Below are 18,525 nucleotides of genomic sequence, written 5' to 3'. Positions count from 1 at the left end.
CGCCGCTCTAGCCTAACGGGCTGTGGCCCCGGACGGGCCGAACTCGCGTTCGTATGTCGCGCGATCGGCATCGTTCATTCGCGAGCGGACGTCGTGGAAGGTCCAGGTCCGGGGTTCGGTGTGCCAGCGGTAATGGCGCAGGCGCAGCCCTGCAATCGGCTCGGCCGTCGCGATCTCCAGCCGATGCGGCACGCGGCCGGCTTCAAGGACCAGCGCAGGTATCGCAGCAGGCGTGCGCCAGTCGCCGGGGATGTCGAGCGAACGCCAGACCATGACCAGCGCGGACGGGATCTCGCGGCCGGCCGCGTCGACCGGCACCGCCGTCGTCCAGCGGCCCTGTCGATCCGCCGGCTGCGAATAGGGCTGGATGAGCGCCGCCCGGTGGGGTGATGTCCATTCGATCCGCGTGTCGCCTGCGTGCATCGTCTGCGCCGTGCGGGCGACGGTTTCCGCGCGGTCCCAGCGGTAGACGTTCCCGTCGCCCGTCATCCGGATCGTGTGCGCCGCCACGAGGGTCTCTGCCGCCACATCATGCGGCAGGTGGAACGGGAACATCAGTTGGGTCTCGTCGACGCGCTGGCGGTCCTGCATCGACACGGTCGGCTGCACCAGCGTGGCCTCGGCGCCGGTCAGCGGACGCCCGGCGTGGTCGAGCAACGCGACGTCGCGCACGCGCAGGGTGGAGAATTCGGACAGCGCCGGGCCGGCCTTGCCGATCGCACGTCCATCGGCTCCGATCGTGATGATGAGGCGGGGATTGTGCGGCTGGCGTTTGAGGCCGAAGACCAGCATCGCGTCGGTTGCGGGCACCTGCCCGGCCGGCATCCAGGGTTCGAGTGCACCCTCGGGCGTGGGGTGCAGTTTGAAAAGTGCTGGATCGTCGGTTCTGGCAGAGAACGGCGGATTAGCCAGCGTTGCCTCGACGGATTCGACATACGCCTGCGCCTGCCCTGGGTCGAGTTCGAGATCGAGCGTGGGCTCGGTCGCCATGTCCACCACGTGCAGCCGATGCACTTGTGGCGCATCGGCGCCCGCGGGGGTGCGCTCGAGATAGAGGCGCGCCTCGAGCGGCTGACCGTCGTGGAGGCGGACCGCCTGCCGGCCGTGGCCCCGCAGGCCGGCGCCGCTGAACTCGAGATCCAGCACCGCGATCGCGTGGTCGATCGTGCGCACCTGCATGCGGGTCTCGAGGGCGGCGAAGTCGCCGGTGCGGTCATGGCGGACGATGGCGTGCCCCGCCTGCGGCGCGGTCGGCAGCATGACCGGGCGCAGTGCGAGCGCCGCAAGGCGGGTGGAGACCAGCAGGCGCTCGTCCGGTTGCGACGCGGCCAGCGTTTGCCAGGCCTTGGCGTCGACCGGTCGCACCACAGCGCCATCGGGCCGCGCCTGCACATCGAAGCCGCTGGCGAGCACTGCCCGCATGGCCCGGTCCTCGGCGTGCCGATCGTCGAGCGAGAGCGAGTCGATACCGGGCATGTCGGGCGCGCGCGCCCACACCGGGCGCAGACGCAGCTGCAGGCCGTCTCCGGTGTCCGCGGAGGATGAGACGGTGGCATAGGTCCACTGCCGCAGGGGCAGTGCGGTCGATACGTCGCGGGTGACCGCATGGGCGATGAAGACCACCCGGGCGCCGGCGTCACCCGCTGCCTGCGCCAGGCCGGCCAACATCCACAGGCATGCGCCTGTCATCACACCACGCCACCACATCATCGATCGATTCCCTTCCTGTAGGCGACGTCGACCGGCGCGGGGTGCGCGGTTCGTCACGGGCAGCTGCACATTGTTCCAGACATGTCCATTGCCGAACAGCGCGCGCCGTCTGTCGCCTACGTGCGCGCGTCACGCGTCGGGAGATCGCAGCGAACCCGGTTGCGCACGGTCTGTACGGCGCGCGCATTAGACTGGCCCGCCCTCGGAGCGCTGCTGTGCCACGTCTTACGATCCCGCGCATCGGTCTTGCGTTGCTGACAAGTCTGCCCGTCATCGCATTCGCCGCGCCGGTGTCGGTTCCAGGCAGCGGGGATGCCGGCGACATCACGCTGATGCTGGTCTACCTCGGGCTGGCGATCGTGCTGTCGTTCCTGTGCTCGGTCGCCGAGTCGGTGCTGCTGAGCATCACGCCCTCGTTCATCGCCGGCCTGAAGGCTGAGCGTCCCGGGCTCGCCGCGCGGCTGCAGCGGCTCCGCCACGACAGCATCGACCAGTCGCTCGCCGGTATCCTCACGCTCAATACGATCGCCCATACCGCCGGTGCAGTCGGCGCAGGCGCGAAGGCCTCCGATGCGTTCGGCAGCGCATGGGTGGGGGTGTTCTCGGCAGTGGCGACGCTGCTGATCCTGTTTCTGTCGGAGATCGTGCCCAAGACGCTGGGCGCGCAGTACTGGCGCCAGCTGGCCGCGCCGACCGCGGTCTTCGTGCGCATGCTGATCGTCGTGCTCTATCCGCTGATCCGCGTGTCCGAAATGCTGACCAGGCTGATCTCGGGCGGCAAACAGGCGCATGTGTTCAACCGCGAGGAATTCATCGCAATGGCCAGCGTCGGCGAGGAAAGTGGCGGCATCCTGCCGCGCGAGTCGCACATCCTGCGCAACCTGTTCCGCATGTCGGAATTGCGCGCGCACGACGTGATGACGCCGCGCACCGTGGTCGCCGCGCTGCGCGACACCACGCCGGTGTCCCAGGCACTGCAGGACGCGCGCACGGCTCCGTTCTCGCGGGTGCCGATCTATACCGACGACATCGACGATGCGACGACATTCGTACTGCGCTCGGAAATGCTGCAGGCCGAAGCCCGCGGCCAGGGTGACGTGGCGCTGCGCACGCTGGCCCGCCCGATGCGCAGCGTGCCCGAAAGCATGCCGCTGACCGGCCTGCTGGAGTTCCTGCTCAACCGCCGCCAGCAGATCGCCCTGGTCGTCGACGAGTACGGCTCGACCAGTGGCGTGGTGACGATGGAGGACGTTGTCGAGACGCTGCTGGGCCAGGAGATCATCGACGAGAGCGATCGCGTTTCCGACATGCAGCGGCTGGCGCGCCGGCGCTGGAAAGAACGCGCAGCGGCGCACGGTCTGCCTGTCGATGCGCGCGACGAGCGCGGCGGGCCAGCCGCCCGCTGAATCGCGCGCCGGCGTGAGCGGTCACTCGATGGATTCGATCCGTTTGAACGACAGGACGTGCGGCAGCATGCGCCAGCGGTAGCGTCGCAGCTCCACGGCCGCGATCGGCGCCGACGTGGCGATCTCGGTGCGCTGCGGCGTGTGCCGCCATTCCCAATCGAGTGCCTCTGCGTTACGCCCACGGCGCATCAGCGAGGCCTGCGGCAGCGGACGGCCGTCGGCGTCCAGCGGCACCGCGATGCTCCACAGCGCGTCCGTTTCGTCGGGGCGGGCGCGTGCCTGCTCGAAGCCGATGTGACGCGGTGAGCGCCAGTCGAAGCGCGCACCGGGCTGCGATTGCGGCTGTTCGCCATAGGCAACGGTTTCCACGCCGTCCCAGGCGTAGGTTTCGACCTCCATCTCGAGGTCGATCGTCGCCAGCGCGGCGAGCGCCTCGTCGCGCACGCCCGGCGGCAGACGGAACGGGAAGTCGGCCTCGCCCTCGTCACTGTGCCACTGACCCACCAGCGCGAGCATCGGCCGCACCGGCACCGCCTCCAGGCCGGACAGCGGCCGGTCGGCGGCATCGCGCAGCGTGACCGAGCGCAGACGCCCGAACAGCGGCGGCGGGCCGTCGTCTGTGCCGCTGGCGTCGGACTTGATCTCGGCGCCCATCACCAGGCGCGCACGTCCCATCCTGCGCGGTTCGACGCCGAACGCCAGCTGCGCTGCGATCGTCTCCAGGCGCTCCGGAGCGAGCATGTCCTGCAGCAGCACGCCGCGTGGCGGCGGATCGTTGCGATACAGCGTCGGGTCGTCCGATGGCCCGGAGAACGGCGGCGCCGCCAGCCGTTCGGCTTCGTAACCGGCCATTGCGGTGTTCGAATCGGACAGGTCGAGCGTGGGAATCGTGTCGAGCGCGACCATGCGCAGGCGTTGCTCGGTGACCGGTAGCCCGTCGGCGGCGTCCATGTCCAGACGCAGGGACACATCGAGCGGCATGCCGTCGGCCAGGCGCACCGCCTGCCGGCCGCTGCCGGTCAGCGTGTCGCCCTCGATGTGCATCGCCAGCACCGCGACCGCGTCGTCGACCGCGACGACCTCGAGGCGCGTGTCGATCCGGCCGATCGCCGGCGAGCGGGCGTGCTGGCGGATGATCTGGCCCGCCTTCAGCCCGTCGGGCAGCGCGCGGACCTGCAGGCCGAGCGTCTGCGGTGCATCCACCAGCGCCTGGGCCGCGCGCGGGCGTTGCTTCAACACCCGGGCCCAAGCGATCTCGTCGACGGCGCGCATCGGACCGGGCTTGCCATCGGCCGAAATCCGCACCTCGAACCCGGCATCGAGCAGCTGGATCAGCGCCGCGTCGATGGCGTCGTCGGGATCGAGATCGTCGGTGGACCGCCACTGCCCGCCGCCGCGCAGTTGCGACCACAGGGGCTGCGTGTGCAGCCGTTGCTCGCCGGCCGAACCGGCCTCGAGCGCGAGCCGGTTGAAGCCCAGGGTGCGCATCGTGCCGGCATGGCCGGGGGCGCGGATCGTGTGGTCGACGAAGTACACGGCCGGTTCGGCCTGTACGCCCGTACAGAGCGACAGGCCCAGAGCGAGCATCAAGGTGCGCAGTGCGCGCATGGCAGCCTCCATGGCAGTTGGGACGCGAGTGCACGACGCCCGCTGTCGGCGCGGCGCGGCTACAGGGCGAGGGACCGGGCTCAGCCGGTCGGGCAGGCGAAGCGTTTGTTGCGCTGGGCGGGCGCGCCGCGCATCCGGGGTTCCAGCGGCGCGGCCTGACCGTACATGCGCCAGTCGTAGAGCACGCTGAAGGCCAGCACGCGCGCGACGTACTCGCGCGTCTCGCGATAGCTGATCGTCTCGATCCAGATGTCGGGATCCAGGTCCGGGCGCTGCGCCAGCCAGCGACCGGTCGGCGTCGGGCCGGCGTTGTACGCCGCGATCGCCACATAGGGCAGCGTGTACATGTCCTTCTTCTCGCGCAGGTACGCGGTGCCGATGGCGACGTTGGTCGCCGGATCGAACAGGCTGTCGGGGCCGCTCCAGCCCAGGCCCAGACGTCGCGCGACGGCGGCGCCGGTGGCCGGCATGACCTGCATCAGGCCGCGCGCATCGGCCGGCGAACGCGCATTCGGATTGAACGTGCTCTCGGCGCGGATCTCGGCCGCGACCCAGGCCGGATCGAGGCCGTGGCGCTGCGATTCGCGCTCGATCAGCGCCTGCTGGGTCAGCGGGAAGCGCAGCGTGTACAGCCGCGTCTCTTCCGGCTGGCGGCCGAGGCCGAACACGCCGCGGTCGTACCAGCCGTTCTCCTGCGCGACCTGCACCGCGATGCGGCGCTGGGTGTCGTCGAAGTTGCGCAGCGCGGCGGTCCATTCGCGCGTGGCCCAGCCCGGACGGTCGATGCGGTACAGCGCCAGCGCGCGCGTCAGACCCGGATCGGCGGCGACCTTTGCGCGTGCATCGGTCGACGGCGAGAAATCGAGCGGGCATAGCGCGTAGGGCTGGTCGACGCGGTCGGCGGCGAGAAAGCCGTGGAAATCGGGGTTCTTCGCCGCTGCGCGGAACAGCGGCTGCGCGGCGTTGCGATCGCCGGCGAGTTCGGTCGTGCGCGCCTGGAACCAGGTCCAGCGTGACTGGCTGCGCTGGCTGTCGCCCATTTTGCGGATCGCGGTCAGCGCGGCGCTCCAGTCCTTGCGCGCGAGTGCTTCGCGCACACGCCATTCGTGCAGACGCTCGTCGTAGGCGCTCTCGGGCACGCGGCCCAGCAGGCGCGCCGAATCGGGCAGGTAGGACGCCACCGTCCACAGCGCGGCCTGGTACAGCACGCGGCCGTTTTCGGTCTCGCCGAAGCCGAGCGCATCGGCCAGCGCCGGCAACTGGCGCTCGGCAGCCAGCGGATCGGCCTTGGCGAACTTCGCCAGGCCATGCGAAGCGACGAGGCGGCTGCGCGCGGTCTTCGGCCATTGCAGCGCGCGCGCATGCGGCGCGGTCATGTAGGCGGCGTAGTCTTCGGCGAGCGCTTGCTGGCCGGCCGACAGACCGCGCGCGATGGTGCGCATCACGCCGACGTCCTGCTCGGCGACCGCGAGATCGAAACGTTCCCAGCGCAGGTCGTCGCCGAGGCTGCCGCGCGCGGCCAGTGTGGCGAACGGCGCATCGCATTCGTTCGGCAACGAGCTGCCGCTGCTGCGCCACAATGCCTGCGCGTCGCGGGTCCACTGCGCATCGGTGGCGCCGGTGCGGGCACGGGCGTCGAGTTCGATGCAGCGCAGCGTGGCGTTGGTGATGCCCGGCGCCCAGGCCTCGCGCACCGCCGCCCACTCCTGGCGTTTGGCCAGTGCGCGCAGCCAGCCTTCGCGGAACACCTCGGCGACCGGCTGGCCCTGGTGACGGGTGATGAAGTCGCGACCCTGCGTCACCGGCAACGTGTCCAGATTGCGGCGCAGCGCGGCCAGTTCCAGCCACGCGCTCGCGGGATGCGACTGCATCGCCGGTGCAACCGGCTGGCCGCGTTCGGCAGCCTGCATCGCAACGCGGAATGCCGAATCGTCGAGGGCCTGCGCAAGGGCCGCGCCGGGCAGTGCCAAAGCGAGCGCGGGCAGCAGGACGCGCAGTGCGCGGGCGCGCATCGGACGGCGGGCGGGCGGGGTGTCGCGGCAGGTCTGCGGCATCGGCATGGGCATGTCGAGAGCGGCGGTCGACTATAGCGGAGGCGGGCTGAAGCGCCCCTCGCAGGCGTGCTGCGCGGGGCCACTGACCGCCGTCATCCCGGCCTGCGCCGGCATGGCGCGCCGGAGGCGTCGGCGCCGACGCTTTAGAATTGGCGTCCCCATCGCTCACGGTCCGCGCACATGATCACTCTCGGCACGCCGCTGTCTCCCTCCGCCACCCGCGTGCTGCTGCTCGGCTCGGGCGAACTGGGCAAGGAAGTGGCGATCGAGTTGCAGCGCTTCGGCGTCGAGGTGATCGCCGCCGACCGTTACGCCGATGCGCCGGCGATGCAGGTCGCGCATCGCAGCCACGTGCTCGACATGCTCGACCCGGCCGCGCTGCGCGCGCTGATCGCGCAGGAGCAGCCGCATCTGGTCGTGCCCGAGATCGAGGCGATCCACACCGACACCCTGGTCGCGCTCGAACAGGAAGGCCTCAAGGTCGTGCCGACCGCGCGCGCGACGCGCCTGACGATGGACCGCGAAGGCATCCGCCGCCTCGCCGCCGAGACGCTGGGCCTGCCGACCTCGCCGTACCGCTTCGTCGATACGCGCGAGGCGTACCGCGAAGCGATCACTGCCGTCGGCCTGCCGTGCGTGGTCAAGCCGGTGATGTCGTCGTCGGGCAAGGGCCAGAGCACGGTGCGCTCCGATGCCGACATCGACGCCGCGTGGGATTACGCGCAGACCGGCGGCCGCGCCGGTGCGGGCCGCTGCATCGTGGAAGGCTTCATCGACTTCGATTACGAGATCACCCTGCTGACCGTGCGCCACGCCGGCGGCACCGCGTTCTGCGCGCCGATCGGCCATGTGCAGATCGCCGGCGACTACCGCGAAAGCTGGCAGCCGCAGCCGATGTCGCCGGCCGCGCTGCAGCGTGCGCGCGACGTGGCGCGTGCGGTGACCGACGATCTCGGCGGCCGCGGCGTGTTCGGCGTCGAACTGTTCGTCAAGGGCGACGACGTCTGGTTCAGCGAAGTCTCGCCGCGTCCGCACGACACCGGTCTGGTGACACTGGCCTCGCAGGATCTGAGCGAGTTCGCGCTGCATGCGCGCGCGATTCTCGGCCTGCCGATTCCGGTCGACGCGGACGATGTCGTGCAGCACGGTGTTGCCGCATCCTGCGCGCTGCTGGCGCAGGGCACGGGCGTGCCGGTGTTCTCGAACATTGATGGCGCGTTGCAGTCGCCCGACAGCGCGCTGCGCCTGTTCGGCAAGCCGAGCGTCGAAGGCCAGCGCCGCGTTGGCGTGACGCTGGCGCGTGGCGCCGATGTGGCGTCGGCGCGGGCGACGGCGCGTGAGGCGGCGGCTGCGATTGCGATCGAGTGGACTTGATCGGATTCGTGGCGTTTTATTCACCACTACGACCGAGCGAAGCTCAGCGCCTTCCCCCGTATACGGGGGAAGGTTGGGATGGGGGCGAACGGTCTGTGTGCAGAGATGCGTGATTCCCGGAGCGTCATTCCGCTCAAGTCGAACGTTCCATTCGACCTGACGGTTTGCCCCCACCCGACCCGTCCGGCCCGGCGCAGCGCGCCGGTCGCTCGCTCGATCCGCGCGGCAGTGCCGCGCAAGCGGATCGCGCTCACCCTCCGCGCGCGGGGGAGGGATTCAGTTCGCTGCGTGCGTCGCACACCGCGTTCCGCTGCACAACGCGTCTTCGAAACATGCTGACCTGGTCGATGCTCTGTTTCCCGCTGCTCGGTGCGGTCGCCGGCGTGCTCGCCGGTCTGCTCGGCATCGGCGGTGGGCTGGTGCTGGTGACGGCGCTGGTCTGGTTGCTGCCGCTCTACGGCGTGCCGCAGGACGGGGCGATGCACACCGCGCTCGCGACGGCGCTGGCGAGCATCATCCTGACCGGGCTGTCGTCGGCGCGTGCGCATCACCTGCGGCGCAGCGTGTTGTGGCCCACGGTCGCGTGGATGGTGCCGGGCGTATTGCTCGGTGGTTGGATCGGCAGCTGGCTCGCCGTGCGGCTCGACGGCGACGTGCTGCGCTACTGCGTGGTGGCGTATTGCGCCGTCGTCGGCACCCAGTTGCTGCTGTCGCGCACGCCGCCGGCCGGTGGCGATGCGGTGGCGCCGGCCGGCCTCGGGCTGTCGGGCGCAGGTGTCGGCATCGGCGTGCTGTCTTCGATCGTCGGCATCGGAGGTGGCAGCATGACCGTGCCGCTGCTGGTGTGGCGGGGCGTGTCGCCGGTGCGCGCGGTCGGCACCTCGTCGGCCTGCGGCGTCTTCATCGCCTTCGCCGCTGCTGCGGGTTACGCGCTGCAGGCGCCGGCGGATGTGCTTCCGGGCGTGTCCTGGGGGTATGTGTATCTACCGGGCGCGATCGGCATCGCACTCGCCTCGGTGATCGCCGCGCCGTATGGCACGCGGCTGGCGCATGCGATCAGCGGCGCCGCGCTCAAGCGCGTGTTCGCGGTGTTCCTCTACTGCGTCGGTGCGAGCCTGTTGTTGCTGTGATTCTTTCCCTTTTTTCGTTGGACCCTCCATGACCACTGCCGCCCCCGCCATTCCCGATTCCATCGCCGCACTGGCGCCGCACATGACCGCGTGGCGCCACGAGATCCATGCGTGGCCCGAACTCGGCTTCGAGGAAGAAAGGACCTCGGCACTGGTCATCCGCGAGCTGCGCGCGCTCGGTCTCGACGTGCACACGGGCCTCGGCGGCACGGGCGTGGTCGCGGTGATCGACAGCGGCAAACCGGGCCTGTCGATCGGCCTGCGCGCCGACATGGACGCGCTGCCGATGGACGAGGTCGCCGACGAGCGGGGCGAACTGCCGTATCGCTCGCAGCGGCCGGGTGTGGCGCATACCTGCGGGCATGACGGCCACACGTCCGCACTGCTCGGCACCGCGCGGCACTTGGTCGCGCATCCGCCGACCAGCGGCCGCGTGGTGCTGATCTTCCAGCCGGCCGAAGAGGGCGGACGCGGCGCGATCCGCATGATCGAGGACGGCCTGTTCGCGCGCTGGCCCTGCGACGAGGTCTACGCCTTCCACAACATGCCGGCGCTGCCGACCGGCGAGGCCAGCGTGCGCAGCGGCGCCACATTGCAGTCGCTGGCGGTGTTCGAGATCGCGATCGAGGGCGTCGGCGGTCACGCCGCCGCGCCGCATCGCGCGAACGATCCGCTGCAGGTCGCGGCCCGCTTGGCCGTGGATATCGGCGCGATCGTCGGCCGCCACATCGATCCGATGGAAGCGGCACTGATCAACGTCGGCTCACTGCAGGCCGGCACCACGCACAACATCATTCCCTCGACCGCCACGCTCAGCGGCACGATCCGGTCGCTGTCGAAAGACGTGCACGACGAACTGCTCAAGCGCCTGCGCGCGCTGTGCGAGGGGCATGCGCAGATCTCCGGCTGCAGCATCGCGCTCGAGATTCCGCATTCGTGCCCGCCCTGCGTCAATGCGCCCGAGCAAGCGGCGCTGGCCGCGGACGCGATCGCCGACGTGCTCGGCGCCGAGCACGTGAAGACCGACCTGCGCGCGTACCCGTTCTCCGACGATTTCTCCTACATGCTCGAACAGTGGCCCGGCGCCTACCTGTTCCTCGGCATGGACAGCGCGATGTGCCACCACCCGACGTTCCGCTTCGACGACGGCCTGCTGCCGGTCGCGGCCGCCGTGTTCGACCGCATCGTGCGGCGTCGCCTGGGTTGACGGGCGATCTTTCGCATTTTGTAGGAGCGCGCTTGCGCGCGATGGCGCTGTCCCGGCCCGGCCCGGCCCCATCGCGCGCAAGCGCGCTCCTACAGGGCGCAGGGCGTCGTAAGCTGTGCGCCGCCCACCACGGCGCGTCGACGTCTTCCGCGAGTGCCCCATGTCCCAGCGCGACTGGGTGGCCCAGGCCATCCGCAAGATCGAAGCCGATTTCAACCGCTCGGCCGACACCCATCTGATTCCGCTGGCGCTGCCGGGCTTTCCCGGCATCGACGTCTATCTCAAGGACGAATCCAGTCATCCGACCGGCAGCCTCAAGCACCGGCTCGCGCGCTCGCTGTTTCTCTATGCGCTGGCCAATGGCTGGCTGCATGCAGGCAGCACGGTGGTCGAGGCGTCGAGCGGTTCGACCGCGGTGTCGGAAGCGTACTTCGCGCGTCTGCTGGGCCTGCCCTTCGTCGCGGTGATGCCGGCCTCGACCTCACCGGAGAAGATCGCAGCGATCGAGTTCCACGGTGGCCGCTGCCATCTGGTGCCGAGCGCCTGCGGCATCGGCGAGGCCTCGGTGCAGCTGGCGCGCGAGACCGGCGGCCACTTTATGGACCAGTTCACCTACGCCGAGCGCGCGACCGACTGGCGCGCGAACAACAACATCGCCGAGTCGATCTTCAAACAGATGGCGCAGGAAGCGCATCCGGTGCCCCGCTGGATCGTCTGCAGCGCCGGCACCGGCGGCACCAGCGCGACGATCGGCCGTTACGCGAGCTATCGCGGCTATGACACGCGTGTGCTGTGCGCCGATCCTGAGCATTCCGCGTTCTTCGCCCATTACACGCGCTGCATCGATGGCGACACCTCCGGCGATGCCGACGCCGTCGCGCCCTCGTCGCGCATCGAGGGCATCGGTCGACCGCGCGCGGAAGCGAGCTTCATTCCCGGCTGCGTCGACGCGATGCTCAAAGTCCCCGACGCCTTGAGCCTCGCGGCGATGCGCTGGACCAATACGCGCCTGGGCCGGCGCGTCGGCGGGTCCACCGGGACCAATGTCATCGGCGTGCTGCATGTCGCCCACGCGATGCGCGCTGCGGGGCGCAGCGGTTCGATCGTCAGCATCCTGTGCGATGGCGGCGAGCGCTACGCGCACAGTTACTACAACCCGGACTGGTACGCGGCCCAAGGGTTCGACATGGATGCCGCGGACACGCTGGTTCGTGCCGTCGCCGAGCAGGCCACACCGTTGCCCGATCTGCAGATCGCCGGCGACCCGACAGGCTGAGAGGTATCGGTCAAGCTGGGGTTGACCCCAGGTGCGGTCAGGTTAACGATTCGTTACAAGGAAGCGTCGGCGGCACGGGGGCGCCGACAGACCATCCGCATCACTGGAGCTCATACATGACGTCGATCCCCCGCCACCGGCTGGCCGCCGCGGTCCAGCTGTCTCTGCTCTTGGTCCTGCCCGCTGCCGCCAGCGCCCAGACGCCGGGCCCGCAGCCCGAAGCGCGCACGCTCGATACGGTCCAGGTCACCGGCTCGCGCATCCGCAAGGCGGAACTGGAAACCGCGGTGCCGGTGCAGGTGCTCACGCGCGAGGACATCGACCGCAGCGGTTTCACCTCGGTCGCCGACATCGTGCAGAACCTCACCGCCAGCGGCGCGGCGCTCAACACCAAGTTCAATTCCAGCGGCAACTTCGGTTTCCCGCCCGATGGCGGCGGCGTGGGCGCGGGGGCGGCGACGGTCGACCTGCGGCATCTGGGCGCCAAGCGTGTGCTGGTGCTGGTCGACGGCATCCGCTGGGTCAACGAATCCTCGGGATCGGGCGTCGGCTCGGCGGTCGATCTCAATACGATCCCGCTCGCGCTGATCGACCGCATTGAAGTGCTGGAAGATGGCGCCTCGTCGATCTACGGCTCCGACGCGATCGCCGGCGTGGTCAACATCATCACCAAGCGTGATGCGGAGGGCGGCACGCTCGACCTGCACTACGGCGAGTACGACGATCTCGGCGGCGCGACCTGGGGCGCGGACCTGGGCTGGGGCGGCAGTAGCGAACGCGCGCAGTGGTTCTTCGGCGCGTCGTATTACAAGCAGCGCGAGATCGCCTCGACGAAGTTCGCCAATGCCAGCGTGCCGGTGCCTGGTACCGGGCTCGCGAACGGTAGCTCGGCGACGCCCGAGGGCCGCTTCATCTTCCAGGATCCGAACACCGGCGAGACCTTCGACCTGACGCCCAACGACGGCGCCACGTCGCCGGTCTACGACCCGACCCAGATCGACTGCGCGCGCAGCGACGACTTCCATTGTTTCGGCACCGCGGACCGCTACAACTTCGCGCCGAACAACCTGCTGCTGACGCCGTCGGAGCGCAAGTCGGTGTTCGGCCAGGTGCGGTTCGAGTTCACGCCGCAGGTCTCGGCCTATGCGCGCGTGCTCTACAACGAGCGCACGTCGGCCAACCAGGCCGCGCCCGAGCCGATCTTCCTCGGCACCGATGCCGGCGTGTACAACCCCTACGCCGAAAGCACGCTCACGATCTCCGCGCTCAACCCGTTCAATCCGTTCGGCTTCGACCTCACCACCGAGGGCGACAATCCGAACCTGTTCCTGCTCGCGCGCCGTCCGGTCGAAGGCGGCCCGCGTCGCTACCAGCAGGACGTCGAGACCTGGTACGCAGCCGGTGGCCTCGAAGGCACCTTCGGCGTCGGCGTGCGCACCTGGAACTGGGACGTGAATCTGGTGCGCAGCCAGAGCCGCGCCGAGCAGACCAACACGGGCAGCTACAACATCCGCCGCATCAACGAAGCGCTGGGCGATCCGGCCGCGTGCGCGGCGATCGCCGGCTGCACGCCGCTCGATCTGTTCGGTGGCCCGGGCACGATCACGCCGCAGATGCTCGCCTTCATCCAGCCGGTCGTCCGCGACGAGAGCAGCAACACGCTGACCCTGGCCTCGGCCAACGTCACCGGCGATCTGTTCGAGATGTGGGCCGGCCCGCTGGCCTTCGCGGCCGGCGTCGAGTACCGCAAGTACGAAGGCAGCTACACGCCGGATCCGATCACCGTCGCCGGCGAATACAACGGCGTGCCCTCGGGCATCACCCGCGGCGACTACGACGTCAACGAGGCCTACGCGGAGTTTAGCGTGCCGTTGATGCGCGACACCGTGTTCGGCGAGACGCTCGACCTCAGCATCGCCGGTCGGTATTCCGACTATTCGACCTTCGGTGGCGAGACCACCGGCAAGGTCGGCCTGCGCTGGCAGCCGGTCGATGAACTGCTGCTGCGCATGAGCTACGCGGAGGGTTTCCGTGCGCCGTCGATCGGCGAGCTCTACGGCACGCTGAGCCGCTTCGACGCGACCCTGGTCGATCCGTGCTCGGGCGCCGCGGTGCCGTCGCCTGCCTGCGCCGCGGACGGCGTGCCGGCCGGCTACACACAGACCAATTCGCAGATCTCGGTGGTGACCTCGGGCAACGCCGAGCTCGAACCCGAGCGCAGCCGCAGCCTGATGATCGGCTCGGTGTGGAGCCCGTCGTTCGCCGATGAAGTGTGGTGGTCGGACCGCGTCGATCTCGGCGTGACCTTCTACCGCCACCACATCGACGACGCGATCCAGGCGCCCGATGCGCAGGCGATTCTCGAGCGCTGCATCGCCACGCGCGATCCGTTCTCCTGCGATTCCTACGACCGCAGCGACCGCGGCCAGATCATCCGCTTCGACGACATCCTCGCCAACCTCGGCACGATCAAGACCGACGGCTGGGATTTCACCGCCGCCTGGACCCTGCCCGAGCGCGACTGGGGCCGCCTGCGCTTCGACGCCAAGACCACGTGGGTCACGCGCTACGAACTGGCGAACGAGACCGGCGAACTCGAGCCGCGTCGCCCGGGCATCGAGGTCAACAACAGCGCGATTCCCGAGTGGAGCGGCACCCTGGTCACCGACTGGACCCGCGGTCCGTGGTCGCTGGCGTGGACGGTGCGCTACATCGACAGCCTCGTCGAATCCTGCGGCGGCGCCAACGGCTTCCCGATCTGCGACGACAGCGACAACGATCTCAACGGCCTGGGTTCGACGACCTACCACGACCTGCAGCTGTCCTGGCGCAACACCGCCTGGCTCAAGGGCACGCGTCTGGCGCTCGGCGTCAACAACGTCACCGGCAAGGAACCGCCGGTGTGCCTGAGCTGCAGCCTCAACGGCTACGACGCCTCGACCTACGACCTGCCGGGCCGCTTCATCTACGCGCGGCTGGGCATCGATTTCTGATCGGGGTCAGGCATCACTGAAGCCGGCGATTGAAGCGCGATGCAATCTGCCGGTTCGCCCCCACCCAACCCTCCCCCGCAGGCGGGGGAGGGCCTCCTCCGATCAAGCCCTGCGTGGTCTCACCGCGCGGGGCCGCGCTGAGCGGCGTTCCGATGGAAGTATGGAAAGGCCGCAGCACCGTTCGTTGGCAAGCGCGGATTCAAGCCCTTCCCCGCGTGCGGGGGAGGGTTGGGTGGGGGCGTACGATCCGTCTTGCGCATTCCCGTTTCGGGCGGCATCTAAAAAGTATCTGCCTATCGCCGCAGCGCAGCTCCGGGCACCTGCAGCTCCGTCGACAGCGCCAGATGGTCTGAGAACGCGGCCGGCAGCGCCTTCATGTCGGCGCATTTGAGATTGCCGGTGACCAGGATGTGGTCGATCGCGCGCTGCGGGCGCCAGCTGGGGAAGGTGTGCACCGCGCAGGCTGGGGGCTGCAGGCCGGTCTGGCGGTAGAGCACCGACATCTCCGGCCGGTCCGAGGTGCAGTTGAAGTCGCCCATCAGCACCGCGTGCGGGTGATCGGCCAGTACCTCGGCGATGAACGACAGTTGCGACAGCCGCGACTGCGCGCCCAGGGACAGATGCGCCACCGCGACCACCAGCCCCTCGTCGCCCTCGCCGAAACGGCTCAGCAGCACGCCGCGCCCGGAAATACGGCCGGGCAGGGCGTGGTTGACGACTTCGATCGGCTCCAGTCTGCTCAGCAGGCCGTTGGCGCTGGAGGCGACCGCGCCCACGCGCCGGTTTGGCTGGTGGGTCCAGTACTCGAAGCCACCGCGTTCGGCGAGGTAGTGCGTCTGGTTGGTGAAGCCGGAGCGCCAACTGCCCGGGTCGGCTTCCTGCAGCCCCACGATGTCGTGCGTGCCGGCGAGCATGGCGATGGCGTCGAGCGCCGTGCGCTTGCCAGCCGGCAGCACGTGGGACCAGCTGCGCGTCGCGTAGTCGCTGTAGCGACGCGTGCTGGAGCCGGCCTGGATGTTCGCGCTCAGCAGCTTGAGCGTGCGCGACGCCTGGGCGGCCTGCGGATCGGAATGTTTCACAACGTCGGGCGCTTACTGCGCCGCGCGCTCCATCGCAACCAGGTGATCGGTGACGCGCAGGATGTCCTCGAGCGACCGGCCACTGACCACGCGGTACTTGCCGTTGACGATGATCGTCGGTGTGGCGTCGACGCCGCTGCGCGTCGCGAACTGGCGGGCGCGGCCCAGGTTGGCGTTGACCGCGAAGCTCTGCATCGTGCTGGTGAAGCGCTGCTGGTCGATGCCCAGCGTGCCGTAGAAGGCGGCGATCGCGGCGGCATCGGCGTTCGGCCGCAGCTTCTTCTCGATGTGGATGGCGTTGAACGTGGCGTCGTGGGTCCGGGCCAGCGTGCCCATCGTCTCGGACGCGAAGAAAGCGCGCGGGAAGTTGTCCCGCTCGTCGAACACGGCCGGCAGGGCGACGAAGTTCACGTCACCGGGCAGGCGCGCCTTCCATGCATTGATCAGCGGCTCGAACGAGGCGCAGTGGCCGCACCAGTAGGCGAACACCTCGGCGACTTCGATCTGCCCCGATGCGTTGGCGAACGGCTGGCCGCCCTGGATCTCGACGTAGTCGGTGCCGGCGACCGGGGCCGGTCCCTGCGGGGCGACGACAGGATTGCTGTTGGCGGCGGGCGATTCGGCTTGTGGGTCGGTCGGCGCGGCAGCGTCGCCAACCGGCGCGGCATCGGCAGGCGCTGCAGGCGCGGTCTGCGCCGGCGTCGCGGACGCGGCGGCGTCGGGCGCAGCCGCAGGATCGGGCTGCTGGCTGCAGGCCATGAGCAGGACGGGCGCAAGCATCAGGAGCAGGGTGTGGCGGATCTTCATGTTCACTCTCTCGAAGGAAATCGTTCGACGGGCGGCGCGCCTCAACGCTCGGCGCGTTCGCGTGCGATCAGCTGGTCGGCCACCACGAGGAGGTCCTCCAGCCGCCGGCCCATCACCCGGTAACGGCCGTTGATGATGAGCGTGGGCGTGCCTTCCACGCCACTGCGCACCGCGAACGCCCGCGCGGCGTTCAGCTTTTCGTCGGTTGCCGGACTCGCCATCGCCTTGGCGAACCGCGCCTGCGAACGCGCGCCCTGGGTGGCGTAGAACGCCGCGATCGCGTCGATGCTCGCTCCGCTGCGCGGCAGCACGGATGTTTCGTGAACGGCCGAGAACACCGCGTGATGGCTGCGTGCGTCGATCCGCTGGTCCTGGGCGACGAAGAAGCCGCGGGCGAAGTTGTCGCCGGCCGAGAACGCCGCTGGCAGATAGGTGAAGCGCACATCGCGTGGCGCTTTCGCGCGCCAGGTGTCGATCAGCTTCTGGAAGTGGAAGCAGTGCACGCAGCCGTAGGAGAAGACTTCGACGACCTCGATCTTGCCGTCGAGCGGCCGCCACGGCTGGCCGTCGGCGATCACCGCGTAGTCGACACCCTCGACCGGCGCGGCCGTCTGGGCGGCAGCGGGCAGCCAGGCGGAAGCAGCGAGCGCGACGATTGCGAGCAGGCGGCGCCAGGCGCGGGGATGTGGGGGCATTGTCAGGTCACTCCGGAATGCGGACGCCGCGCACGCGTCGGCCACTGCGCGCGGACGCGCGAGGGCCGCCATCGGCACGGCGAAGAACATGGATGTACAGATTCAAGTCGACAGGGTGCCGGACGCCGGCACCGTGGAGCGGGTCACGGCGTTTCGGGCGCCGGGGCGGGCGCGGATTCCGCAGCAGGCGCGGGCTCTGCGGCGTCGAGCGCCTCGTCGGCGGTCGCATCGGTCGCCGGCACGGCCTGTGCTTCTGCCGGCACCGCCGGCGCCGGCATCGATGCGGCCTGAGCCTCGATCGCGGCCAGCATCGTCGGGTCGGGGCGCGCATGCAGGCCCTGCATGTAGCTCGACACCGCTTCGATCTCTTCGTCGGTCAGCGACTTGGCGACTGCGGCCATGACGTTGAACAGGTGCTTGTCGTCCTCGCTGGTCTGGCCTTCGCGGTAGGCGTAGAGCCGGCCGGAGCTGTACCAGGCCTGCTGGCCGCCGACATGCGGATAGGCCGGCCCCGGATTGCCGCTGCCCGCCGGGCCGTGGCAGGCCATGCAGGCCGGGATGCCGCGGTCGGTGTCGCCGCTGCGGAACAGCTTCTGGCCCACCTCGAAGAACTTCATGCCCTCGTAGGGGCCGGCCTCGACCACTGCGTCGTCGGCGATACCGGCGCCGCTGGTCTGCTGCGCGTAGTGCGCGCCGAGGTCGCGCATGTCCTGCGCACTGAGCGGCATCGCGAAGGGCTGCATGATCGCGTTGACGCGCTCGCCGCTCTTGAACAGCGCGAGCTGGCGGGCCATGTAGCGCTCGCTCTGGCCGGCGATGCGCGGATACAGGCTGGGATCGGCGTCGGCATTGCCGTCGAGGCCGTGGCACGCGGCGCAGGCGCCGGCGAGCTGGGCGCCCTTTTGCGGATCCCCGTGCGTCGTCTTGGCGAGCTCGGCGACGGCGTTGTCGTCCAGATCCCGCGTTTCCACTGCCGGCGCGTCCGGCAACGGCTGCACGGTGGACTGCGCGAACGCGACTGCGCCCACGGCAATGACAACAAGACCGGCGATACCAATGACGCGAGCGTGGCGCATTGCTGGGCTCCGAGATCTTTCAACGCCGGTCCGACAGGTGCCGACCGCGAGTCTACGGATTATGTTGGCCCGCACCGGGCGGGTCAAACCGCGCGGGCAAGCCGGCGCGG

At 69.7% G+C, this 18,525-nt stretch carries 13 protein-coding genes; 6 read left to right on the top strand and 7 right to left on the bottom strand.

Annotated features, from left to right (window positions below; translation table 11 throughout):
• Positions 1–12: 12 nt before the first annotated feature.
• Positions 13–1,710, bottom strand: a complete 1,698-nt coding sequence (locus J2W68_RS02835) for a hypothetical protein (RefSeq protein WP_310232624.1) — start codon at positions 1,708–1,710, stop codon at positions 13–15.
• 215 nt (positions 1,711–1,925) lie between these two features.
• Between J2W68_RS02835 and J2W68_RS02830 the strand changes: the two genes are divergently transcribed.
• Positions 1,926–3,116, top strand: coding sequence for a hemolysin family protein (locus J2W68_RS02830; protein ID WP_310232621.1), 1,191 nt, complete (start codon positions 1,926–1,928; stop codon positions 3,114–3,116).
• Positions 3,117–3,137: 21 nt separating this feature from the next.
• On the opposite strand, the gene J2W68_RS02825 is transcribed toward J2W68_RS02830, so the two are convergent.
• A complete protein-coding gene (locus J2W68_RS02825) occupies positions 3,138–4,724 on the bottom strand; it encodes a hypothetical protein (RefSeq protein ID WP_310232620.1) in 1,587 nt (528 codons plus the stop codon).
• Between the two features lie 80 nt (positions 4,725–4,804).
• Positions 4,805–6,736, bottom strand: a complete 1,932-nt coding sequence (locus tag J2W68_RS02820) for a lytic transglycosylase domain-containing protein (RefSeq protein ID WP_310232989.1) — start codon at positions 6,734–6,736, stop codon at positions 4,805–4,807.
• Between the two features lie 222 nt (positions 6,737–6,958).
• On the opposite strand from J2W68_RS02820, the gene purT reads away from it, so the two are divergent.
• From purT to J2W68_RS02795, 5 genes are all read left to right on the top strand, one after another.
• Positions 6,959–8,152: a formate-dependent phosphoribosylglycinamide formyltransferase gene (purT, locus tag J2W68_RS02815; protein WP_310232619.1), complete on the top strand. Its 1,194-nt coding sequence runs from the start codon at positions 6,959–6,961 to the stop codon at positions 8,150–8,152.
• 332 nt (positions 8,153–8,484) lie between these two features.
• The gene (locus J2W68_RS02810) at positions 8,485–9,282 is read left to right on the top strand and encodes a sulfite exporter TauE/SafE family protein (protein ID WP_310232617.1); all 798 of its coding nucleotides are present in this window, start codon (positions 8,485–8,487) and stop codon (positions 9,280–9,282) included.
• 28 nt (positions 9,283–9,310) lie between these two features.
• Positions 9,311–10,489, top strand: coding sequence for an amidohydrolase (locus tag J2W68_RS02805; protein WP_310232616.1), 1,179 nt, complete (start codon positions 9,311–9,313; stop codon positions 10,487–10,489).
• Between the two features lie 160 nt (positions 10,490–10,649).
• A complete protein-coding gene (locus tag J2W68_RS02800; RefSeq protein WP_310232613.1) occupies positions 10,650–11,765 on the top strand; it encodes a PLP-dependent cysteine synthase family protein in 1,116 nt (371 codons plus the stop codon).
• 116 nt (positions 11,766–11,881) lie between these two features.
• The gene (locus J2W68_RS02795; protein WP_310232611.1) at positions 11,882–14,758 is read left to right on the top strand and encodes a TonB-dependent receptor plug domain-containing protein; all 2,877 of its coding nucleotides are present in this window, start codon (positions 11,882–11,884) and stop codon (positions 14,756–14,758) included.
• Positions 14,759–15,051: 293 nt separating this feature from the next.
• On the opposite strand, the gene J2W68_RS02790 is transcribed toward J2W68_RS02795, so the two are convergent.
• The 4 genes from J2W68_RS02790 to J2W68_RS02775 all read right to left on the bottom strand — a co-directional run bounded on the left by J2W68_RS02790 (position 15,052) and on the right by J2W68_RS02775 (position 18,415).
• Positions 15,052–15,837: an endonuclease/exonuclease/phosphatase family protein gene (locus J2W68_RS02790; protein ID WP_310232609.1), complete on the bottom strand. Its 786-nt coding sequence runs from the start codon at positions 15,835–15,837 to the stop codon at positions 15,052–15,054.
• 12 nt (positions 15,838–15,849) lie between these two features.
• Complete coding sequence (locus J2W68_RS02785) at positions 15,850–16,644, bottom strand: thiol:disulfide interchange protein DsbA/DsbL (protein WP_310232607.1); 795 nt, start codon at positions 16,642–16,644, stop codon at positions 15,850–15,852.
• Positions 16,645–16,685: 41 nt separating this feature from the next.
• Positions 16,686–17,339: a thiol:disulfide interchange protein DsbA/DsbL gene (locus tag J2W68_RS02780; protein ID WP_310232605.1), complete on the bottom strand. Its 654-nt coding sequence runs from the start codon at positions 17,337–17,339 to the stop codon at positions 16,686–16,688.
• Positions 17,340–17,482: 143 nt separating this feature from the next.
• Positions 17,483–18,415: a c-type cytochrome gene (locus J2W68_RS02775; RefSeq protein ID WP_310232604.1), complete on the bottom strand. Its 933-nt coding sequence runs from the start codon at positions 18,413–18,415 to the stop codon at positions 17,483–17,485.
• Positions 18,416–18,525 lie beyond the last annotated feature (110 nt).

Origin of the sequence: Luteimonas terrae, assembly GCF_031457535.1 — a bacterium.
GTDB lineage: Bacteria > Pseudomonadota > Gammaproteobacteria > Xanthomonadales > Xanthomonadaceae > Luteimonas > Luteimonas terrae_A.
The sequence above is the reverse complement of the archived record's forward strand: the minus strand, read 5'-3'. Positions and strand labels throughout refer to the sequence as shown.